The 22,778-nt window shown below is 36.5% G+C and carries 15 protein-coding genes; 12 read left to right on the top strand and 3 right to left on the bottom strand.

Annotated features, from left to right (window positions below; translation table 11 throughout):
- Positions 1 to 15: 15 nt before the first annotated feature.
- From IEX65_RS11740 to IEX65_RS11715, 6 genes are all read left to right on the top strand, one after another.
- Positions 16 to 1,152, top strand: a complete 1,137-nt coding sequence (locus IEX65_RS11740) for a glycosyltransferase family 4 protein (RefSeq protein ID WP_188766256.1) — start codon at positions 16 to 18, stop codon at positions 1,150 to 1,152.
- A 24-nt stretch (positions 1,153 to 1,176) separates the two neighbouring features.
- Entirely contained in the window at positions 1,177 to 2,340 is a 1,164-nt protein-coding gene (locus tag IEX65_RS11735; RefSeq protein WP_188766255.1) for a glycosyltransferase family 2 protein, read from the top strand.
- Between the two features lie 182 nt (positions 2,341 to 2,522).
- Positions 2,523 to 3,608 carry an FIST signal transduction protein gene (locus tag IEX65_RS11730; protein WP_188766254.1) on the top strand — a complete coding sequence of 362 codons (1,086 nt, stop codon included), beginning with the start codon at positions 2,523 to 2,525 and terminating at the stop codon, positions 3,606 to 3,608.
- On the top strand, positions 3,609 to 6,044 hold the full coding sequence (locus IEX65_RS11725; protein WP_188766253.1) for a PAS domain-containing hybrid sensor histidine kinase/response regulator: 2,436 nt from the start codon (positions 3,609 to 3,611) through the stop codon (positions 6,042 to 6,044). It abuts the gene before it with no gap.
- Positions 6,041 to 6,925: a glycosyltransferase family 2 protein gene (locus IEX65_RS11720; RefSeq protein WP_188766252.1), complete on the top strand. Its 885-nt coding sequence runs from the start codon at positions 6,041 to 6,043 to the stop codon at positions 6,923 to 6,925. The genes IEX65_RS11725 and IEX65_RS11720 overlap by 4 nt, the downstream gene beginning before the upstream one ends.
- Positions 6,926 to 7,192: 267 nt before the next feature.
- Positions 7,193 to 9,250, top strand: coding sequence for an LruC domain-containing protein (locus IEX65_RS11715; RefSeq protein ID WP_188766251.1), 2,058 nt, complete (start codon positions 7,193 to 7,195; stop codon positions 9,248 to 9,250).
- Between the two features lie 35 nt (positions 9,251 to 9,285).
- Here the strand turns inward: IEX65_RS11715 and IEX65_RS11710 are convergent, their stop codons facing one another.
- Both IEX65_RS11710 and IEX65_RS11705 read right to left on the bottom strand, forming a co-directional pair.
- On the bottom strand, positions 9,286 to 11,430 hold the full coding sequence (locus IEX65_RS11710; RefSeq protein ID WP_188766250.1) for a PAS domain-containing hybrid sensor histidine kinase/response regulator: 2,145 nt from the start codon (positions 11,428 to 11,430) through the stop codon (positions 9,286 to 9,288).
- Complete coding sequence (locus IEX65_RS11705) at positions 11,427 to 11,966, bottom strand: heme NO-binding domain-containing protein (protein ID WP_188766249.1); 540 nt, start codon at positions 11,964 to 11,966, stop codon at positions 11,427 to 11,429. The genes IEX65_RS11710 and IEX65_RS11705 overlap by 4 nt, the downstream gene beginning before the upstream one ends.
- A gap of 219 nt (positions 11,967 to 12,185) precedes the next feature.
- Between IEX65_RS11705 and IEX65_RS11700 the strand changes: the two genes are divergently transcribed.
- The 6 genes from IEX65_RS11700 (at position 12,186) to IEX65_RS11675 (ending at position 20,028) form a co-directional block, all read left to right on the top strand.
- The gene (locus IEX65_RS11700; protein WP_188766248.1) at positions 12,186 to 12,911 is read left to right on the top strand and encodes a TolC family protein; all 726 of its coding nucleotides are present in this window, start codon (positions 12,186 to 12,188) and stop codon (positions 12,909 to 12,911) included.
- A gap of 44 nt (positions 12,912 to 12,955) precedes the next feature.
- Complete coding sequence (locus IEX65_RS11695) at positions 12,956 to 15,133, top strand: exopolysaccharide transport family protein (RefSeq protein WP_188766247.1); 2,178 nt, start codon at positions 12,956 to 12,958, stop codon at positions 15,131 to 15,133.
- Between the two features lie 3 nt (positions 15,134 to 15,136).
- The gene (locus tag IEX65_RS11690) at positions 15,137 to 16,309 is read left to right on the top strand and encodes a glycosyltransferase (RefSeq protein ID WP_188766246.1); all 1,173 of its coding nucleotides are present in this window, start codon (positions 15,137 to 15,139) and stop codon (positions 16,307 to 16,309) included.
- A 32-nt stretch (positions 16,310 to 16,341) separates the two neighbouring features.
- The gene (locus IEX65_RS11685) at positions 16,342 to 17,100 is read left to right on the top strand and encodes an SAM-dependent methyltransferase (RefSeq protein ID WP_188766245.1); all 759 of its coding nucleotides are present in this window, start codon (positions 16,342 to 16,344) and stop codon (positions 17,098 to 17,100) included.
- Positions 17,101 to 17,297: 197 nt separating this feature from the next.
- Positions 17,298 to 18,599: a lipopolysaccharide biosynthesis protein gene (locus IEX65_RS11680; protein WP_188766244.1), complete on the top strand. Its 1,302-nt coding sequence runs from the start codon at positions 17,298 to 17,300 to the stop codon at positions 18,597 to 18,599.
- A complete protein-coding gene (locus IEX65_RS11675; RefSeq protein WP_188766243.1) occupies positions 18,565 to 20,028 on the top strand; it encodes an O-antigen ligase family protein in 1,464 nt (487 codons plus the stop codon). Before IEX65_RS11680 ends, IEX65_RS11675 begins: the two co-directional genes overlap by 35 nt.
- Positions 20,029 to 20,134: 106 nt before the next feature.
- On the opposite strand, the gene alaS is transcribed toward IEX65_RS11675, so the two are convergent.
- On the bottom strand, positions 20,135 to 22,768 hold the full coding sequence (gene alaS / locus IEX65_RS11670; RefSeq protein WP_188766242.1) for an alanine--tRNA ligase: 2,634 nt from the start codon (positions 22,766 to 22,768) through the stop codon (positions 20,135 to 20,137).
- Positions 22,769 to 22,778 lie beyond the last annotated feature (10 nt).

The raw sequence follows: 22,778 nt of genomic DNA, 5'->3' as shown, positions 1-22,778 counted from the left end.
ACCTGTCCTACAATAATGAAAATCGGCATCGAAGCACAGAGAATTTTTCGCCCAAAGAAACACGGCATGGATATATATGCTCTCGAATTAATCAGAGCCATTCAGCAATTAGATACGCAAAACGAATACGTAGTTTTTGTGAAACCAGATAAAGATGTTTGTTTACAACCAAGCCAAAATTTAAAAATAGTAGAAGTAAAAGGTAAAACATACGTTGATTGGGAGCAAATTTCATTACCGAAAGCCATTGAGCAAGAAAAAATTGATTTAATGCACTTTACCTCAAATACGGCTTCGGTCAATATCAAATGTCCGTTTATCCTGACGCTTCATGATATTATTTATTTGGAAAAATTATTTTCAAAAGGCTCGCTATATCAAGTTGCAGGGCATTTTTATCGTCGATGGAATGTGCCAAAAATTGCATCAAAAGCCGAATACGTACTCACAGTATCGGAGTTTGAAAAAATACAAATTCAGAAATCACTTGGCATAAAATACACTAAACTAAAAGCAATTTATAATGCTTATAATCAGAATTTTAGAATGATTGAAGATGAAGTGGCTTTGGAGCAAGTAAGAGAAAAATACAATTTACCTTATGATTTTATTTTCTTCTTGGGCAACAAAGCTCCGAAGAAAAACATGAAACGAGTATTAGAAGCTTATGCCGCTTATGCCGACGAAAACCTTACTCCGATTAATTTAGTGATTGCCGAAAGTTCAGAAAAAGACGTGATGCAATTATTGATAGAAATCAACCGCAAAGATATTTTCAAAAAAATTATTCTAACAGGTTATGTGCAGCACTCGGAGTTGCCATGTATTTATAATTTGGCTACACTGTTTTTGTATCCGTCACTAAGAGAGAGTTTTGGTATTCCAATCATTGAAGCAATGGCTTGTGGAACACCAGTCATAACCTCAAACACAAGTGCAATGCCCGAAGTAGCCGATGAAGCGGCCATGTTGGTGAATCCATTTGATGTTGAAGGCATTGCTCAGACTATCAAAAAGGTTTTAGATAACCAAAAATTATATAATCATCTGAAATACAGTGGGTTAAATCGTGCAATGGCTTTTTCGTGGGAAAACACAGCCCAGAAAACTATTAATCTTTATAATGATATTTTGAGTGCAGCTCTTGCTTAAAACCGAAAAATAAACAACTCTACAATGAAAATCTTAGAAATAATATTTTGGCTGCTATTGGGCATTACGTTTTATGCCTATATCGGATACGGAATTTTGATTTGGTTGATGGTTAAAATCAAGTCAATATTCGTTAAAGAAAAAACTTTCAATGATAATTACTTACCAAATATAACACTTTTGATTGCAGCCTATAACGAACAAGACTGTATTGAAGATAAAATCAAAAATTCGTTGGCATTAGATTATCCCAAAGACAAACTAAAGATTGCTTTTGTGACCGATGGCTCAACAGATAAAACAGCCGAAATTATAAAGCAATACGCTGATATTCAGTTATTTCATAAAGATGGACGAAGTGGGAAAATGGCAGCCATTAACCGAGTAATGCCACTGATTGATTCGCCAATAACGATTTTTTCGGATGCCAACGCTATGCTAAATTCTGAATCAGTGCGAGAAATTGTAAATCATTTTTCTAATGAAAAAGTGGGAGTAGTGGCAGGTGAAAAGCGTATCATGAAAATAACTGGACAAACTGCCGAAGTAGGTGAAGGAATTTATTGGAAGTATGAGAGTTTCTTGAAAAAACTTGATTCAGAGCTTTATTCAGCTGTTGGTGCTGCGGGCGAATTATACGCTATTAGAACCGAACTTTTTGAAGAATTAGAAGCCGATACATTACTCGATGATTTCGTGCTTTCCTTAAAAATATGCCAAAAAGGTTACGTAACTGCCTACGAACCAAATGCCTACGCTACCGAAACAGCCTCATTAAACAGTGCTGAAGAGCTAAAACGTAAAATCAGAATTTGTGCTGGTGGTTTTCAATCAACTTTCAGACTGACTGGATTACTAAATCCATTCAAAAATGGTCTTTTGACTTTTCAGTATATATCACACCGTTTACTCAGGTGGATAGTTGTGCCTTTTGCTTTGATATTGCTTTTGGTAATTAATGCTTTTTTAATTGAGCAAAACCAATTTTACTTACTGTCATTTGCTGCTCAGATATTATTTTACTCAATGGCGATTTTAGGGTTTTACTACGAAAAAATTGGTAAGAAAGTCAAGATTCTATATGTTCCGTACTATTTTTCATTGATGAATTATTCGGCTTTAGCTGGTTTTAAAAGATTCTTAAATAATCAGCAGAACGTAGTTTGGGAAAAAGCAATGAGAGCATAAAATTGAGTGTTGCAGTTTGCAATTGGGTGAAGTGATATTAAATTTAACGATAAATTATTCCAAATAAAAGACAAAATTCCACATTATGGAGTATCGTTAGATGGAATGTGATTGATTATCAGTGTTTTATGTATTTGGTATGATTTCTGAAATATAATTTATACACGTGAACCCCCTCAAAAATGTATTTTAAAAACATAGCCGAAATAACTCAAGATAAGATTGATAATCTTAAAAAGAGTGAAAATTATTTACTGGTTTTTATTGCTGAGAAGTCTGCTTCAGATGCTACTCCTCTGATTGATTTATTCAATAGCAATGGAATCAAATTTTTTGGAGGAATTTATCCAACCATTATTCATGATACTGTCAATTACCACGATGGAATGTTAGTGATTGAAGTACCTTATGTAAAAGATGTGGTAAAGTTTTCGATGAAAGATGAAGCTTCTTTCAAGGAAATAAAGAATCTCGAAGGAATCAATACTGCCATTTTGTTGATTGATGCAATGGTTTCGGAGACGGACCTACTGCTCAAAAAAGTTTATGGCTTGCTCAACAATCAAATCAATATTGTAGGAGGTGGGGCTGGATTTATGAGTTTTGAACAGCAACCATGTATTTTTACACAAGATGGAATGTTCGACGACGGTGCTATTTTAGCACTAATGAGCAATAAAAGTAAGATTGGTGTGAAACATGGTTGGGAAGTTTTTGCAGGGCCATTTATTGCCACTTCTACCGAAAAAAACATCATCAAAGAACTTAATTGGCGACCAGCTTTTGAGGTTTATCAAGAAGTAATAGAAGCCAATTCTGATAATAAATTTACTGAAAATAATTTTATAGATATAGCTAAGATATTTCCATTTGGTATTTATAAAGAAGGAGCTGAGTTTGTGGTCAGAGACCCGATTGCTATCAATGATGCAGGAGAAATCGTTTGTATTTCGGAAGTACCCGAAAACTCGACTTTACAAATCCTTACTGGCGACCCTGAAAAGCTAATTCTTGCAGCACGTGATGTGGCTACCCAGACATTACACAATGACGACGATGTCAATTGTTTAATGGTTTTTGATTGTATTACTCGTGTAATGTATCTGGATAATCAATTTGAAGATGAACTAAAAGCAATGCGAGATGTTCATGCTGGAAGACCATGCAAGATAAGAGGAGTTTCAACTTTAGGCGAAATTGCATCATCAGGCATGGGATTTGTAGATTTCTACAATAAAACAATTGTAGCAAGTAGCCTTTACAACTAAATGGAAGCAGGAATAAAAATTGATGTTGCCCGTGAAATTTCATTACTGTATGAATTATCGCTTTCGATAGGGAATTCATTAGAATTAAAAAAAAATTGTGCTGACTTTCTAAATGTATGGATGCGTCAGAAAAATATTGATTTTGGCTCGATTTGGCTTAAAAATAAAGTTTTAGACCTGCCAAATTCTGAAAATTTTACTTTAATCTATGCCAATCCTGAGTTTAGTACAGACAAAAAGGAGATTACACTTAACCACTATTTTATGAGTCATCTCGAAGGAAATGGTGGCGTATGCGTAAAAAGCGATACGCTCCATTTTCAAGAGATAATTACCGAAAAAAACATTACTGACGGCTGCTATTGGGTTATTCCCTTGCCACAGTTGGGCTTTATAAAATTTTATTTTAGCCCAAAAAACCTCTCTCAAGTTGCTTTTGATTCAAGTGAAGTAAAAAAGGCAAGCAAAGTAATACGTAAGTTTGGTGTTACTTTGCAATCTTGCCTTCTGCACAATCAAGTCATCGGATACCAAGATGAACTAAAAAAACTCGCCGTAGTAGCCGAAAAAACCGATAATGCCATCGTAATTTCCGACAATAAAGGTCGTATCGAATGGGTAAACGAAGGTTTTAGCCGTGTTTCGGGTTTTCATTTGGATGAAGTCAAGGGTAAAACTCCTGGTGAAGTATTACAAGGGGCTGGTACAAACCCAGAAACCAAAAAGTTTATAGGTGAACAGCTACGCCAAAGAAATAGTTTTAGAACCGAAATTTTGAATTATTCTAAGACAGGTACCCCATATTGGATTGAACTCTCTATTCAGCCAATTTTTGACGAAGAAGGTAAACTAACTAATTTTATTGCAGTAGAATCTGATATTACTGAGCGAAAAAATTACGAATCCGAACTTCGACAAGCTAAAGAAAAAGCCGAAGAAGCCAGCCGAGTAAAGCAAGAATTTATGGCTGTAGTAAGTCACGAGATTCGTACACCGCTCAACGCAATCATGGGTATGACTAACTTAATTCAAAAAACAAGTCTTAGTCCATTACAATCAGATTATATCAGTACGGTACAAATTTCGGCCGAAAACTTACAAGGAATCATCAATTCGATTTTAGATTTTTCTAAGATTGAAGCAGGCAAAATGTCGCTTCAGAAAATTCCTTTCAATCTCAAAAAAATTCTACAAAATATCATCAGTAGTAATGAGTTTAAGGCCGAACAAAAAGGGATAGGTCTATTTTTGAAGTTTGACGAAAAACTCAATGTTACACTTCTTGGCGATTCAATTCGACTGAGTCAGGTACTACTAAATTTGGTAAGCAATGCCATTAAATTTACCGATACTGGAAAAATCACTATCGAGGCTCGTGTTGTTACCAAAATGAATAACGCTCTTGTGGTAGAATTTAACGTGATTGATACTGGGAAAGGAATAGCTAACGAAAAACAAAAACTAATTTTTGAAAGCTTCACACAAGAAGATTCGAGTATTAGTAGAAAATACGGTGGTACTGGCTTAGGGTTAAGTATCTCGAAGCAATTAGTAGAATTAATGGGAGGCGACCTCCGAGTAAGAAGCGAATTGGGCGAAGGCTCTACATTTTCGTTTGTAGTTGGTTTCCCGATTAGCCAAGAGCCAATCGAAGAAGCCAAGCAAAATCATCTTTCGAGCAATACTTTGATAGGTAAAAAAATATTACTTGTTGAAGATAACGCAATGAACCAGTTTTTTGCCCAAAAGCTACTCGAAGGCTGGGGAATGAAGGTTGATATTGCTCAGAATGGGAGAGAAGGAGTTGAGAAGTTCAGAGCAAAATACTATGATGGTATTTTGATGGATATTCAAATGCCAGAAATGGACGGTTTTCAAGCCACAAAACTTATTCGTACCGAAAGTACCAAAGTGCCAATTATCGCCTTAACTGCACTCGTGGTTGATGAAGAAATTGAGCATTTTAGCAGAGTTGGTATGAATGATTACATCGCCAAACCATTTGTGGCTGATGAATTAATGCAAAAATTGATAAAACATATATCTGTCTCACAAACATACTCGATAAGTTCGCCGAAAGTAAAAGTTGAAGAAGTGGAAAAGCTCTATAATAATCAACTTTTAGCTCAAATGATGAAAGGCAATACGGTTCAGATTCGTCAGATGGAAACGCTTTTTGTACAGCAGTCTGAAGATGCTCTGAAGCAATTTAGTGAGCTATATACACAGCAAAATTGGAAGCAAATTGGGCTTTTGGCACATAAAATCAAAGCTTCGATTGATATGTTGCAGATTACGCCACTCAAGCAGCCAATCAGACAACTGGAGACTCTTGGAAAGCAAGAAAAAGAATCGCCCGAAATTGCCCCTTTAATTAAATATACGACCGAAATTTTAAGGAGAGTTTGTGACGAAATACAATTATCACACCAATGAAACAACCACTCGTTTCTATAATAACGGTTAATTATCGACAAGCAGATGTAACCTGTGAGCTTTTAGCTTCACTGGATAAAATTTCATATAAAAATATTGAAGTATGGGTTGTTGATAACCAGTCTGATGGGGCACTTAAAAACAAAGTTAGTGCCTTGTTTCCCCATGTAAATATCATTGAAAGTAAGAAAAACTTAGGTTTTGCCGGAGGGAATAACTTGGCAATAACGCAAGCTAATGGCAAATATTTAATGTTTTTAAATAATGATACTGAAGTTTGTCCTGATTTTCTCGAACCATTGGTTGAGGTAATGGAAACCAACGAAAAAGTAGGCGTTTGTGCTTCAAAATTGCATTATTTTCATCACCCACATATCATTCAGTATGCAGGTTCTTCAGATTTACACCCTTTTAAGATTCAGAGTTTTGCTGTTGGCTATGGCGAAAAAGATTTAGGTCAATATGATACTACTAAGCCAACTAATTTGGCACACGGAGCTGCCATGATGGTCAGAACTTCAGTTTTAAAAGAAGTAGGATTGATGCCAGAAGAGTTTTTCTTATATTACGAAGAGATTGATTGGTGTCTTAAAATCAAAGAAATGGGGTATCAGATTTATTTCGTACCGCAATCTTTGGTACTTCATAAAGAGTCGATAAGTGTGGGTAAACAAAGTGCAATTCAGGTCTATTACAAAACCCGAAACCGCATTTTATTGGCACGTAAATGGCGTAAAGGGCTGGGCAAATGGATGTCGCTTACTTATCTTGGATTTGTTGCTTTAAGAGACCTGACGAAGTTTTTGTTTCAACGCAAATTTTTACTTTTAGGAATGTATTGGGATGCACTTTCATGGAATTTGAAAGGTAATTTTAAATAATTTTTGATTGACTTACAATTTAATATAAAAAAGAAGAGCCGTTGCATGCAGCGGCTCTTCTGCGTTTGAGAATTACCTATTTTATGAATTCGTAAATGAAAAATTATATTAACTCTATTCCATTAGTGTGTTTATTTTCCAAAAAATGGAAATAATTCAAAAATTGGCATGAATTTAAAGTGCTTATAATAAGTGAGTTATGAGTTTTTTGTTGTCTTGGCCTAACAATTGAATTAATATGATTAAACTTTAATCATCAAAAATTCAATGAAAAAAATAATTTTATTTATCAGTGCCGCTTTCCTTCTTACTTCATGTCTTCCGAATGGAGAAGAAATATTAATGAAAGACAATACTTCTGCAAACACCTCTGCGGCCGCTATTGAAAACTTAAACATTTCTCCTGATTTTAATTTCAAAACCTCAGAGAAAGTTGCAATCAAAGTTTCGATTTTCAATGGCCAAGATAAGCCACTCAAATCGATTCCGTTTTCGATTGTTACCGAGCCAAATGGCGAGGTTATCTTCTCGGGTATGACAAACCAAAATGGTATGCTGGAATTTACCAAAGAACTTGGAAATCATATCAAACAAATATCATTCAAAACTGATATTATTGGTGTTCCAAATAGTCTTACTGTTAATATTCAAAACAACAAAGCAACATTTCAAATTGGTGGAAGTGTGCCAGCGACAAATATGTTTGTTGAGGATTCGAACAGTGATAATGCTCGTGAGATTTATTCTGAACAATCGAATGGTTTGCCAGACTTCAAGACTTTAGGAAGTTGGAATACGGCTGGCGTTCCGAAATACTTAGAGCCAGTCAATGAGAGTATTACTTCTGAGTTTATGCAAGATATTACTGCCAGTTTGCCAGAAAGTAAGCCCTTAACTTCAAGCCATCCTGATTACTTGAAAAACGATAAACCAACAACTTTGATAATTACAGAAAAAGCTGATGTTTGGATTACCTTCGTTCATGAAGGTGCTGGCTGGTTAAACTCTCTTGGTTTTTATACATTCGACCCTAAAAATCCTCCACAAAAAGTTGATGATTTGAAAAACCTAACGATGGTATTTCCGAATGTATCGTACTCAGGAAGCGGCGGTGGACTTGTGGCTGGTAATAAAGTGAAGATAGGAACCTTTGATACAGGTACTGGAATTGGTTTCGTTTTATTGGCAAATGCTTTTAAAGATGGTAAGGTTGGAAGTGCATATTATCCACATTTCAGTCATTCAAATCTTAATACAGAATCAAATGCAGATTTAAGAAGACACTTTGTGCTATTAGATGACTCAAAATCGAATCGTATGTTATTGGCAGTTGAGGATGTTAGCCGTGAAAACAAGCCAATTGGTTGTGATAACGATTTTAATGATGCAGTTTTCTTCGTGACATCGAATCCTGTAAAAGCTATCGAAAACCCTGCAATTCCAAAAATGGATACATTCAAAGACTCTGATGGCGATGGTGTGGGCGATACCCGTGATGAATTCCCGAATGACCCAAATCGTGCATTTACATCATATACACCTTCAAAAACTACTTTTGCTTCATTAGCTTATGAAGATTTATGGCCATCGAAAGGAGATTATGATTTCAATGATTTGGTCTTAGATTATCAAGTACAAGAAGTTTATAATGCGAATAATCAAGTGGTTGATGTAAAAGTAAGAACGGTTGTAAGGGCAGTTGGTGCATCTTTGAAAAATGGTTGGGGAATTCAGTTACCGATTGAGCCATCAGCTATCAAGAAAGTAAGTGGACAATCTTTAAAAAATGGTTATATCAAGACTTTGGCAAATGGCACAGAAGCTGAGCAGTCAAATGCAGTAATTATGATTTTTGATGATGCTTTCAATCAGATTAGAAGGGTAGGTGCTGATTTTGTTAATACAGTTGAAGGACAGCCATATTCAAAAGGAGATACACTTAATGTTGCAATAGAGTTTGCTTCACCAATCGCATCAAGCAAGCTCGGTACAGCACCTTATAATCCATTTTTAGTGGTAAATTATGAGCGTGGCAAAGAAATTCACTTACCAAATTATGCTCCAACAGATAAGGCTGATGCTAAACTCTTTGGTACATCGCATGACCGCTCGAATCCTGCAAAAAATACTTACTACAAAAACTGGAAAAACCTACCGTGGGCGATTCAAGTGCCAGTAAGTTTTGATTATCCTTATGAGAAACAAGAGATTTTGAAAGGGCATTTAATGTTCAGTAAATGGGCCGAAAGTGGCGGAACGCAGTACGCAGATTGGTACTTAGATAAGACTGGATATAGAAGTAAAGCAAATATTTATACGAAATAAATCTTAAAAAACGCCCGAAATTTTGGGCGTTTTTTTTATTTTAAAATATCAAATTCTTTCTCAACCAAACCAATTTTTCGATTAAACGTTTTTTCAATTTCGTCGAATGTTTGCTTGATTGTTTCAAAATCTTCATTGTTTTTTGCCATTTTTTCTAAGATTTGAAGATTTTGCGTGATTTCTGGCAAACCTACCATCGTGAAAGATGGTTTGAGTTGGTGAGCCAACTTACCGATTTCAATAACTTTTTGTTCGTCTATCAATGGTTTCAGTAGGGCAAATTGACTTGGTACAGTTTTCAGAAAAAGACCAAACATATCGACTGCATATTTACGGTCGTTACCATATATCTTCGATAAGTAGTCAGCTTGGAGTGTCTCTATTTCATCTGCTTTTTCAGCTTCCTCAACAATTACAGTATCAGATACTGTTGTTGTATTTTTTTCTTGAACTTCGACTTGTCGATTTGGATTTAGCGTGAGTTTTTGTTCTAAAATCTCACGAAGCTGGTCAGGAGTAAACGGCTTTGTTAGATACGAATTCATGCCAATTTCAAAGGCATAATCGATTTCGTCGCTCATTGCCGAGGCCGTAAGTGCTACGATTGGAATAAACTGATTGGCATTGCCTTCGAGTTTTCTGATTGCGATGGTCGTTTCATAGCCGTCCATTTCGGGCATACGAATATCCATCAAAATAATGTCAAAATCTTCTTTTTGGAGGAAATCTAATGCTTCAAGACCTTGATTGGCAATTTTATAACTCATCTGCCATTTCAATAAAAGCCCTTCTACATATTTTTGGTTGATGAGATTATCTTCCACAACCAAAACATGATAGTTTTTCCAATCTTCCGATATTGATTCTGAAAGCGAATGTAGTTTCTTAGATTGTTGTTTGCTGTCCTTGAGTGGTAGCGTAAAAGTAAATGTTGTTCCTTCGTGAAGCGTACTTTCTGCCGAAATTTCTCCACCATGAAGGTTTACCAACTGCTTCACAATAGCCAGTCCGAGGCCAGTTCCACCATATTTAACTTTTACATCTTGGTCGGCTTGTTTGAAACTATCGAAAATTCTGCCTAAGCTTTGTGGACTGATACCGATTCCTGTATCAAAAACTTTAATTTCAGTCATCAAGAAATCTCCGAGCCTACATAGGAGCGACACTTGAACACCAATTTGCCCTTTTTCAGTAAACTTCACTGCATTACTCAAAAGGTTCATCAAGATTTGTGTCAAGAACGTGGAATCTCCGATTACATCATTTTCTATTTCTTCATCAAATTCTAAAACAAGTTTTACATCTTTTCCTTGTAGCCTTAACCTAAATGTTTGCAAAGTGCTATTTATAAGGTCTTTAAGGCTGAATGTTTGCTCTGAAATCCTCATTTCTCCTGCCTCGATTTTTGAAATATCGAGTACATCAGAAACCAAATTGAGCAATAAATCGGCTGAATAATTGATGGCACTCAGATACTCAACCTGTTTTTTGTTAGGATTTGTATCATAAAGCAAGTGAGTCATACCGATGATTGCATTGATTGGTGTACGAATCTCGTGACTCATGTTTGCCAAAAAACGTTTTTCGGCTCTACGGGCATCTTCTGCTACTTGTCGAGCCTCTTCGAGTGCTTCTTGAGTACGCTTACGGTCAGTAATATCTAAGTGAATACCTACCGAACCCGTTACTTTACCGTTGCTTTCAATGATTGGAGCTCCACTGATGATTACCCAGATTACTTCTCCGTTCTTCTTTTTTAGCGGAACTTCATATACTCCCGTTTCTTTCTCTTTTCTATTATTATTTTGTTCGGCAATTACTCTTCTAAAATCTTCATCGGGTAGGAGAATATCGGCAGCTTTTTGGCCAATTAGTTCATTTTCTTCATAGCCAGTTAGTTCGCAAAAACGTTTGTAGGCTTTTCGGATAATGTCATCATTATCAACTTCGATTAAGCCCAAATCCATGTTTTCAATAATACCACGGTATTTTTCTTCGCTGTATTGAAGTGCTTCGGTGCGTTCTTTTACTTGTCTTTCAAGCGATTCATTAAGTTTTTTGAGGTTTTCGTTAGCACGGTATAAGTCCAAAGCCTTTGCTTCCAACAGCTTTTCGGCTTGCTGACGTGCTTTTTTTTCTCGCTCAATTTTTCGTTTCAGTACTTCTACTTCCTCACTCATGCTCTACTGATAATAAATTTTACTAAAGAACCACTATCATTTAAGTTTACAATCTGAACATTTGCCGTTTCATTGTAGTATTCGAGAGCCGCTTCGATTAATCCATCGGCAAAATCTGCCATTTTTCTTTCTGATTGATAGAGCATTTCAATAGTATTTGAATCAATACGTTGGGTATCAAATTTAGGAAGTTCGGCATCGGGATATAGTTTCAGCACCTCAACGTGTATGTGTGTGTCAATCTGCTCAAAGAGGTCAAATGCACTTTTTATATTCGGAAAAAAATGAGCATAGCTATTCATTAAAACACCAAACAGGTGTTTTCCATATATTTTTAGCAAACTACTTACAGGTATTTGGGTCCGTTGACTGAGTCCGACCACCAATTGAATCATTTCTGAATGGTCATAAGTTCCAACTGCTGTGTAAATTCCACCAGATGGAAGATTGGCTGATTCTATGACATCATCTACAATATCAAAACCAAACTTAGACTCTGCCATGTCGATAAATTCTGTGAAAACTATTCCTTTCATGAGCTTAGGATTTAGAAAAACGGTTGTACCAAAATTAAGCAAAAATCGTGCGAAATTTTAATGGAACTTTAACTTTCCAAAAAAATATTTCATTTCCATAATTTGGAATTTATTGTTGCATTGGTATTTTTGTAAGTTATTGATTATAAGGTGTTTATGTTTTTAATTTCGGAGTGGCACACTAATGGTAATAATACTATCATATAACAACTCAAGAAAATGAAAAAAAATATTTGCTTACTAATAATGGTTTTGGCATACTTCCAAATAAATGCCCAAGCAAAGAAAGACATTAAGCCTACTGTGAAAGAACTACCAACTCTTGAAAAAGTTTTGGATTACGCCGAACATAATTCTCATTTAGTAAAAGAGCAAGATGCTCTGAGCCAACACTACGAACAATCAGTGAAAGTAGCTCAAAAACTTTGGATGGATAAAGTTTTTGTTGATATGGGTGGGCAACGCTCAAATAACGGAGCTATCTTAAACGTAAACAATAGTATTTCTACTTCTGAGTTTAATTCTTTGAGTTTTCAAACCATGAACTCATTTCGTTTAGGTCTTACCGTTAGAGTGAGTTTGTATGATATTATGGCTCGTAAAGACCTCATCAAACAAGCACAGTATCGCCAAGCAGCTTCTGAGCAGCATTCAAAATTTTTGAGTCAAGATGTGAAATTCAGAATCACGGATATTTACAAAGACGCACAATTGGCTTATAAGTTATTGAGTATCAAGGCGGAAAAGAAATACGCACTTTTCTTGCAAAAAGAAATGGCAGAGAAAGAGTTTCAACAAGGTCAGCTTCATATTTCAGAACTCGGACGCATTACCGAACTGGCTTCAAATGCTTTCGCTGAGTTTGAGCAAGCAAGCACAACCTACGAAAAACTTTATTATCAACTTGAAATCATGCTTGGAATATCTTTGAAAGATTTGAAGTAAGCAGTTTTAATTTCAAGGTCAACAACAATAACTCAGCAAAAAAGATGAATCTTATAGAATTTATCCGACTCATAAAGAAAAACATTTTCCTTCTAATATTTATTCCTCTTGTGATGGCTGTAGCAACTTATTTCTTCACAAGAAATTCTGACAAAGAGTACAACAGCACAACAATGCTTTACACTGGCCTTTCTACAGGTTTTACGATTGAAAGCACAGGCGAAAGCCGCAAGGATAGAGATGTGGTGAATAACTCATTCGAGAATATCATTAATACGATTCGTTCGAGAGAAACCATCAAAGAAATTAGCTTTAAATTATTGTCAGAAGCATTGATTTTAGAAAAAGCAGACGGCAAACACGTAAATCCAAAGACGTTCGAGAAAATGAAAGAATGGTTTCCTGCTTCGGTCAGAAAACAAGTGGTTGTAAAAGGAAATGCTGCTGCCACTTACCAAAATTTATTAACGGCCTACGAAACTGGTCAACCTCGTGAGATTCAGCATTTATTCAACGAAGGTAAAACGCCATTTAGCTTAAAGAATTTGAGTGAAATCAAGGCAAATCGTAAGGGTAACAGCGATATGATTGAAATTACCTACTCGCTTAGCGATAAAGGTTTGTGCGAAAATACTTTGAAAACTACGCTCGAAGTATTCATGAGAAGATATAAAGGTTTGAAAGCATCTGAAACGGGCAGCGTGGTAGCATATTTTCAAGAACAGTTCGATAATGCCAAAAAAGATTTGAATGAGGCGGAAGATAGAATGAAGAATTTCAGAGAAAACGGTCAGATTCTAAACTATTACGAACAAACAAAGGCATTGGCTGGTAAAAAAGAAGATTTGACCGATGAGCATCACCGTTTGGAAGGAGAATTGAAAGCTGCTGACAATGCCTTGTATAAACTCGAAGAGAAATTATCAATCAATCGTAGTGCTTTTTTTAAAAATACTGAATTATTAAATCAAAAAAATAAAATTTCTGAACTAACCTCTTTGATTGCTCGCAACAGCTTAAACCCAGATGGTGGAAATATTGAGCAGATGAATAAAGAAGTTAAGATGTATGAAAGCCAGTTGGCTGATGGTGTGAAAAATTTATATGCTCGCACGCACTCAACCGAAAATGTTCAAATCAATAATTTATTAGAATCATGGCTTGAAAACATGATTTTGGTAGAAAAAAACAAAGCTCGTGTAGGTTCATTGAACCAACGTTTGGGCGAAATCAAAGATGATTACGCTCGTTTTGCTCCGCTTGGCTCGGGTTTGTCGAGAATTGAAAGAGAAATTGATGTGCGTGAACGTGCTTATATTCAGATTTTACACGACTTAAATATGGCTTTGCTTCGCAAACAAAACATCGAAATTTCATCGAATCTCGACATCATCGACAAGCCAATTACGATTGAAATGCCAAGCAAAAAAATGATGTTGATTATTCTTTCGGCTTTGGTTGGTGCGATTGGAGTATTGGCAACATTGGTTATCTTAGAATTAAGCGACCGCACTATCAAAAACCTTGAAAGAGCCATTGATTTTACGGGTATCGAAGCAGCAGGAGCGTTGCCAGTTTTCTATCAAAAAAATCATTCCGAAACAATTAAAGAAACGCTAATTGGTCAGATTGTAACGAATTTTAAGCTGAAAATCAGTGCTTTACACGGAAGTAATACAACGCCACTAATATTAGTAACAAGCACTCAGCCAAGCGAAGGGAAATCAGAGGTAGCTAATTTGATAACGCAACATTTACAAAAATCGGGTGCAAGAGTTTTATCAATTCAACCAAGTAGCGAAACCCGCACTTCGTATGTAGAAGGTTTACTGAAATACCCAGCAAGCAAAGCACTGAGCGAAGTAAAAGGTTTTGAAGAATTGATTAGTACATGGATTGACCCGAATGATTATGATTATTGTTTGTTGGAAATTCCGCCATTTTTGACAGGAAATATCCCGACAAATATCTTAAAAAATGCACACTTGTCTTTATTAGTTGTTTCTGCCAATCGTTCATGGAAAAAAGCTGATAAAAAAGCTGTCCAGATTTTGGAAAACTACCATATTCCAGTTGAAATGATTGTAAATGGTGTGGCTTTTGATTCGCTCGAAAATTTGGTAGCAGAAAACCAAACCAAAGATTCAAAACTCAAAACAGCCATCAAACGCTTACTAAGACTCGAATTAAAACGTAAAGAATTGAAACCAGCTTTTGTATAAAAAATGCCTCAAAAATCTGACATAATTTGCTTAGGATTACCCGCTTGGGAAGGGGATTATCTAAAATCAACGGTGCAGTTGATGAGCGAAATGACCCATTTCAGTAGAGTTTTATATGTAGAATATACTTATACGTGGATTGATGTTGTGAGAGGTTTACTTGGAAAAAACAAAGCCCCAGTAAAACGAATTTTAGGACAAGAAAACAGGCTTAGAAATATAAAATTGGACAATGGCAACGAGATTTTAGTATTGACTTTACCAGCCATTTTACCAATCAATTGGGTTTCAAATAAGAGCATTTATCAGTTTTTTTTGAAACTCAACACCAAGATTATAGAGAAAGCAATTAAACGAGTAACCCAAAAAGTAAAAATTAATAATCCTTTGATAATCAATGCTTTTCAGCCAAGTTTTGGTTTGAATTTAAAAGAGAAATTCAACGAAAAAGCAACGATTTATTACTGTTATGATGAAATCAGAGAAGCACAATGGTGCAAAAAACACGGAGCATGGACAGAGCGAGCATTTATGAAAATGGTCGATGCAGTAGTGGTTTCATCAAAATCACTTTTAGAATGCAAAAAGGCAGTACAACCCAACACATTTTTAGTAAAAAACGGAGTTGATACAAGCATTTTTAGTCAGTTCATGAAAAGTGAAAACGCCGAAAAAAAGACGATTGGTTACATTGGTTCGATTGATGACAGAATTGATGCCGAAATGATGCAGGAAGTTATCGAAGCAATGCCCAATTACAAATTTCTTTTTGTAGGCAGAATTATTGACAAGTCTATCGAGTCGAATCTAAATAGGTGTCCAAATGTAGAATTCACGGGAGCGAAACAGCCCAACGAGCTGGCAAGGTATATGGAGAAGATTGACGTTGGGCTGATTCCTTTCGAGAAAAACGAATTCACAAAAAACATTTATCCGCTCAAAATCAACGAGTATTTAGCCAGCGGAATGCCAGTAGTAAGTACTAATTTTGCCGATTTAACTGACTTTGAAGGACTTATTTACGAATCAGACACAGCAAATTTTGAAGAAAATATCAGAACTGCCATTGCAGAAAAGAGCAAAATATTAATCGAAAAAAGAGTCGCTTTTGCAAAAGCTAATTCTTGGAAAAATAGAGCGATTGAATTGAATAAAATCATAGAAAATCTTAATTAATCATCCAGCATTAATAATTTAACATTAAAACAATGACACCTAAACAACAACAAGAAGGACTTCAATACGCTGAAAACGCATTTAAAGGTACAAGCAGCCACCTAAACCTTGATAAAAAATTGATTTCGGAAAACTTCGATTTCAACGGAAAAAAGATACTTGATTTTGGTTGCGGTATGGGAGGAATGACCCTTTGGTACGCTCAAAATTGGAATTGTGAAGTTGTAGGAATGGATATTGACCCCAACCACATTGAAATTGCCAATAAATTAAACGCAAAACATAAAGTAGCAAACGTAAGATTTGAATTGAGAAATGTTTTAGAGAATCCAATTCAAGAAAAATTTGATTTTATCATCCTTAACGATGTTGCTGAGCATATTCCATTGGATATTTTGGAGAGAATCATCGTACAATTAAAAGCGTGTTTGCACCCAACAGGAGGAATTTTCGTAAGTTATCCACCTTGGGAAGGGCCGTATGCGTCGCACCTTAATCACGATATTTCATTGCCGTGGTGCCAGTTTTTACCAGATTTTATGCTTCGGAAAATGATGGAAAAACGCAACCGTGTATTGGTTGGTACAAAGACTTTAATGGAAGAATATTTTGAGTTAAACCACCTCAATCATAGCAAATTGAGCAGAATCTCTAAGAAAGCGGGACTTAAATTATCTTTCCGTAAGAGTCACTGCAAACTCAATAAAATCAGTGGATTATCGAAAGTGAATTTTAATAAATTGTTTTTTAAGTATTTGGTTACTAAAGAGTTAGTGGTTTTAACAGCATAAAATATAAGAATGTTGGACGTGAAAACTTCCCCTCCTTTTTTCAAGGAGGGGTGTCCTGACGAAGTCGGACGGGGTGGTTGTTATTGAGAATATTGATTTTAATTTGATGTGACTTAACCACCCCGTCAAAATTCGACTTTGTCAGAATTTTGCCACCCCTCCTTGAAAAAGAGGGGAAATCTATTCTCGAATAAATAATGAAAAAGTTTCTATCTAAATTCGATGCCTCATTTATTGAGCGAAGTAGCCTAATGATGGGCAATATTTTGAATGCTGGACTTGGCTTCCTAACATTCGGACTATTGGCTCGTGGACTTTCAAAAGATAGTTTTGGCGAATGGGTTTTATACTTGAGCGTATTCGGATTTGTAGAAATGATTCGTGCAGGATTTATCTACCAAGCACTGGTGAAATTTGTGGCTTCGTGCAAAGAAATCGCTGAACAAAAACGCTATATTCTTGGTGCATGGCAAATCAGTTTTTGGCTAACAATCGTCATTTTGTCGATATTATTTATAGTAAAATTAATAATAAGTAAGATTTTTTTTATCAGATTTTCTGAGTTGTTGTTTATTCAGTATCCGGTCGCCATCTGCTTGATGTTGCCCATCAACATGGCGACCATGATATTTCACTCACGCCAACAGTTTATCAGACTTTGGCTTATAAACTTTCTTCAAAGTTTTCCATTTTTATTAACCATATTTTTCTCGAAAAGTATTGATATACAATTAGTTGTCAATACGCATTTACTCGTCCGTGCATTTATTTTAGTCTATATTTTATTGTTTGAAAGAAGTATTTTCTCTAATCTGAGAAGTATAATTTTGATACCGAGAAAAGCTGAAAGTGGTTTTGTTGAATTATTGAATTTCAGTCGATTTACAGTTTTTTCAACCGTAGGAACAAGCCTTTTAAAAAACGTAGATATTTGGTTAATCAATCATTTTGGAGGAGCGAGTATGGTGGCTTTGTATCAGATTCCATTGAAATTAGTTGAGGTTTTCGAGATTCCGTTGAGAAGTTGGGCGATGTCGGCTTATCCTCGTTTTTCGAGTTTGGTTGCTCAAAACAAATACCAAGAATTAAAGAAAAACTTCACAAAAGAGCTTCTAATTTTTACGCTTGGAATGTTGCCAATCATTGGAATTTTATTCCAATTTTCGGAAGAAGTTATTACTTTGTTTGCAGGTAAAGGCTATACCGAAGCAACAATTTTATTGAAATTTTTCTTAATTTATGTGCTGCTATTACCAACCGACCGTTATCTCGGAATTGCTCTTGATAGCCTAAATCTACCACAAATTAACACTTTTAAGGTTTTTATGATGCTTTTTGTCAATATCATCGGCGATTACCTTGTACTTTCAAATCAATTGGGTTTGGTGGCAGTCATTGGTGTAACCCTTGTCAATATCACGATTGGCATTCTTATTGGCTTGTATTTCATGAAACAACAATTCGATGAAAAACACGCTATCAAACTTTCAGGCATCTAATGGGGCGGAATTATTAAAGAAACCCATTAATCTTGTTTTAATTATATTATTCGGCATTTTCTTTTCGCTCATTATCTCGAAAGCAGGTGTTGTTTCGGGAATTGCATTTTTGATGTTGCCGTTTTTGTTGTTCTTCTTATATCAGTTATTTACACACCCTAAATTGGGTATTTATAGTACAATCTTTATGGCTTTTGTGGCCAATGGTATCACTCGCTACGTGAGCGATGCACCCATTGGTTTGGCAGTTGACGGAATTTTAGTTTTATCATTTATCGCAATTTTTGTTAGGAAGCAAAAAGTCGAGTGGAGCGAAGCCAAAAGCGGCTTAACCATGGCCTCAGTAATCTGGATGTTGTATAATTTTCTCGAATTATTCAACCCCGAAGCACGAAGTTTTGAGGCTTGGTTTTATGCAATGAGAGGGGTTTCTTTGTATATGTTTTTGGCCGTTCCGCTCACTTTTATATTACTCAAAGACCGCAAAGATTTAGATTTATACCTCAATATTTGGTTAATTTTATCAATGCTGGGTTCGTTGAACGGACTCAAACAAAATCTGATTGGCGTTGACTCTTTCGAGCAAGCTTGGCTCGACGCAGGTGCTGCCAAACAACATATTCTATTCGGTAAACTGCGTGTTTTTTCGTTTTATTCTGATGCTGGGCAATTCGGAGCTTCTCAGGCTCATACGCTCGTTTTGGCAGTTATTTTAGCTCTTCAAAGTGGTTTAAGCTTAAAAAGAAAAGCGTTTTATTATACTGCCGCAGTCCTTTCACTTATCGGAATGTTTATCTCAGGAACTCGTGGAGCAATGGCCGTTCCTGCCATCGGTTTTATGACTTATCTGTTTATGAGTAAAAATTTTAGAGTTTTTGGTGGCGGAATTCTTCTCGGTGGGTTGATTTTTTATTTACTAAAATTTACTTTTATCGGGCAGAATGTGTACGCCATTAATCGTATGCGTACCGCTCTCGACCCCAATGATGCTTCATTGTTAGTGCGACTCGAAAATCAGAAAAAATTGGCATCTTATTTAGCTTCAAGGCCCATCGGTGGGGGAGTTGGTTCGGCTGGAAACTGGGGATTACGATTTAGTCCAAACAGTTTTTTGGCTCAAACACCAACCGATAGCTGGTTTGTAAGAATCTGGGCCGAAGAAGGTGTGGTTGGACTAACATTACACCTAATTATTCTATTCTACATTGCCATTAAGGGTGGAATGATTCTATGGAATTTACCCGATAAAAATCTCCGACAGCAATTTTTGGCCATTCACGCAGGAACACTCGGTATTTATATGGCAAGCTATGGCAACGGTATTTTAGGACAAATGCCAACTGGTATCTTACTTTACGTAGGTTGGGCTTTGATGTTTAAGGCCAAGAAGTTATGTGGTATGAATTATCCTTTTGCTTCTAAGAAGTAAAGTAATGCTTCATTGCAGTCAGTTTTAACTGACGGAGATTGTAGGAGAAAAATTACTTTCTTGATTAGAAATAAAAAAAGGGCGAACATTTTGTTCGCCCCACATATTATACAAAACTTTTTCCTTTATCAATAGCTCGCTCGAGGCCGCTGGCATCGCTACCTCCTGCGGTTGCAAAGTATGGCTGGCCACCGCCACCACCTTTCATTTCTTTGGCGAGTTCTTTTACTATATTTCCTGCGTGAAGGTTTTTCTCTTTCATAACTTCTTCATCAATAATCACTGCAATTTGTGGTTTTCCGCCAAATTCTGCACCAATTACACCGTAGAAACGTTCAACTTTATTTTTTAGGTCAAAACATAATTGCTTTAATGCATCAGCCGATGGTACGCTTACTTTTGCTGTAATTACGTTTACACCGTTGATATTGACGGCAGTTTTGGCCAACTCATTTTTCAATTCTTGGAGTTTTTCGTTTTCGAGAGCCTCAACTTTTTTCTGTAAAGCAGTTTTTTCCGCTAAGAGATTTTCAACGGCTTTAATCAAATCGTTGTTTCTTAAAATCTCTTTTAATTGATTGCTGATTGATAATTGCTCACCGATAACTGAAAGTGCTTTTCTGCCAGTAATTGCCTCAACACGACGCACCCCAGCCGCTACCGAGCCTTCAGAGATAAATTTGAATAAACCAATCTTGCCTGTTGAAGAAGCGTGTGTGCCACCGCAAAGTTCTACCGAGAAATTCGGGTCGAAAATTACAACTCTCACGAAGTCGCCGTATTTTTCACCGAATGTTGCCGTTGCACCCAAAGCAATCGCATCAGCAATCGGCATATTTACTTTGGTTTCGAGTGGAATATTCTCACGGATTTTTTCATTAACGATGTCCTCGATTTTTGATAATTCTTCATCAGTAACTTTAGCAAAGTGCGAAAAGTCAAAACGAGTAACGTTATCATCTTGGTAAGAACCTTTCTGCACAATGTGCGTACCCAAAACCTTACGCATAGCCGCCAGCATCAAGTGCGTAACGGTATGGTTAGTTCTGATTTTGTCACGACGTTCTTCATTGATATGTGCCACAACCGTTCCTGCATTTTGCAAGATTTCGTCGAGGTTTTTATCTGTCGAAATATGTAAGAAAAGGTCGTTCTCTTTCTTTGTGTCTTTGATACTTATCGAGTGGTCGCCAATCATGATATGACCAGTATCGCCCACTTGACCACCCATTTCGGCGTAGAAAGGCGTGCGGTCAAGCACTATATGGTATTCTTCACCTGCTTTGGTTTTTACTTTGCGGTATTTGATAATTTGAGCTTCGGCCGAAACTTCATCATAACCCACAAACTCAAAATCGCTACCTTCATTCAATTCAACCCAGTCGGTTGCTTCTTTGGCTGAATCTTGTCGTGAACGAGTTTTTTGTTCCAATAATGCTTTTTGGAAACCCTCTTCGTCGATTTTTAAGCCTTTTTCTTTTGCCAAAAGAGCCGTTAAGTCAACTGGAAAACCAAATGTATCAGATAATTCAAAAACAACATCACCACTAATAATTCCATTTTCTGGATTGAGTGCCTCAAATCTTCTTATACCCGTTTCGAGAGTACGTAAGAAAGATTTTTCTTCTTCTTCCACCACACGAGTAACAAAATCTTGCTGAGCTTTCAATTCTGGGAAAACATCGGCAAATTGGTCGGCCAAAACTGGCACAAGTTTGCTCATAAATGGCTCGTTGAAGCCTAAATATGAATAACCATAACGCACTGCACGACGTAAAATTCGACGGATTACATAACCTGCTTTGGCATTTGATGGTAATTGTCCATCGGCAATTGTGAAGGCAACTGCACGAAGGTGGTCAGCAATTACACGCATCGCTACATCAACGTAGCTATTCGATGAAAGCGTACCGTTTTCGCCATATTTTTTACCTGACATTTGTTCGATTACTTGAATCGTATTTTGGAAAACGTCGGTATCATAATTCGATTTTTTGCCTTGAATCGCCATACACAAACGCTCAAAGCCCATGCCAGTATCTACGTGTTTGGCAGGAAGCGGAACTAATGATTTATCAGCTTTACGCTCAAACTGCATGAATACGTTGTTCCAAATTTCAACCACTTGTGGGTGGTCGTTATTGACCAATTCTTTTCCGCCGAGAATATCAACTTCGGCTTGGTCACGAAGGTCGATATGGATTTCAGAACATGGGCCACAAGGACCAGTATCGCCCATTTCCCAGAAATTGTCTTTTTTATTTCCTAAGATAATACGGTCTTCGCTGACCATCGTTTTCCAAATATCATAGGCTTCTTGGTCGAAAGGTACACCATCTTTTTCATCACCACCAAACACCGAAACGTAGATTCTATCTTTCGGGAGTTTATATACTTCTGTCAATAATTCCCACGACCACTCTAAGGCTTCTTTCTTGAAATAATCACCAAACGACCAGTTACCAAGCATCTCAAACATGGTGTGGTGGTAGGTATCAAAGCCCACATCTTCTAAGTCATTATGCTTACCGCTCACACGAAGACATTTTTGTGTATCTGCAATACGCTTTGATGGTGGCGTACCATTTCCCAAGAAAAAGTCTTTGAATTGAGCCATTCCTGAGTTATTAAACATCAAAGTTGGGTCGTTTTTGGCCACAAGCGGTGCAGACGGAACGATTAAATGTTCTTTACTTTTGAAGAAATCTAAAAAAGCCTTACGAATTTCGTGCGAAGTCATTTTGCTGTAA

It is taken from the genome of Emticicia aquatilis (genome assembly GCF_014644295.1).
Lineage (GTDB): Bacteria > Bacteroidota > Bacteroidia > Cytophagales > Spirosomataceae > Emticicia > Emticicia aquatilis.
This window is presented reverse-complemented; position numbering and strand designations above follow the sequence as displayed.

Excerpts from the sequence above, each read along its gene's own strand:
- IEX65_RS11675 (WP_188766243.1), top strand. The coding sequence starts at position 18,565 with ATGAAAAACACGCTATCAAACTTTCAGGCATCTAATGGGGCGGAATTA.
- IEX65_RS11730 (WP_188766254.1), top strand. The coding sequence starts at position 2,523 with ATGTATTTTAAAAACATAGCCGAAATAACTCAAGATAAGATTGATAAT.
- IEX65_RS11685 (WP_188766245.1), top strand. The coding sequence starts at position 16,342 with ATGACACCTAAACAACAACAAGAAGGACTTCAATACGCTGAAAACGCA.
- IEX65_RS11690 (WP_188766246.1), top strand. The coding sequence starts at position 15,137 with ATGCCTCAAAAATCTGACATAATTTGCTTAGGATTACCCGCTTGGGAA.
- IEX65_RS11695 (WP_188766247.1), top strand. The coding sequence starts at position 12,956 with ATGAATCTTATAGAATTTATCCGACTCATAAAGAAAAACATTTTCCTT.
- IEX65_RS11720 (WP_188766252.1), top strand. The coding sequence starts at position 6,041 with ATGAAACAACCACTCGTTTCTATAATAACGGTTAATTATCGACAAGCA.
- IEX65_RS11700 (WP_188766248.1), top strand. The coding sequence starts at position 12,186 with ATGAAAAAAAATATTTGCTTACTAATAATGGTTTTGGCATACTTCCAA.
- IEX65_RS11735 (WP_188766255.1), top strand. The coding sequence starts at position 1,177 with ATGAAAATCTTAGAAATAATATTTTGGCTGCTATTGGGCATTACGTTT.
- IEX65_RS11740 (WP_188766256.1), top strand. The coding sequence starts at position 16 with ATGAAAATCGGCATCGAAGCACAGAGAATTTTTCGCCCAAAGAAACAC.
- IEX65_RS11725 (WP_188766253.1), top strand. The coding sequence starts at position 3,609 with ATGGAAGCAGGAATAAAAATTGATGTTGCCCGTGAAATTTCATTACTG.
- IEX65_RS11705 (WP_188766249.1), bottom strand. The coding sequence starts at position 11,966 with ATGAAAGGAATAGTTTTCACAGAATTTATCGACATGGCAGAGTCTAAG.
- alaS (WP_188766242.1), bottom strand. The coding sequence starts at position 22,768 with ATGACTTCGCACGAAATTCGTAAGGCTTTTTTAGATTTCTTCAAAAGT.
- IEX65_RS11680 (WP_188766244.1), top strand. The coding sequence starts at position 17,298 with ATGAAAAAGTTTCTATCTAAATTCGATGCCTCATTTATTGAGCGAAGT.
- IEX65_RS11710 (WP_188766250.1), bottom strand. The coding sequence starts at position 11,430 with ATGAGTGAGGAAGTAGAAGTACTGAAACGAAAAATTGAGCGAGAAAAA.
- IEX65_RS11715 (WP_188766251.1), top strand. The coding sequence starts at position 7,193 with ATGAAAAAAATAATTTTATTTATCAGTGCCGCTTTCCTTCTTACTTCA.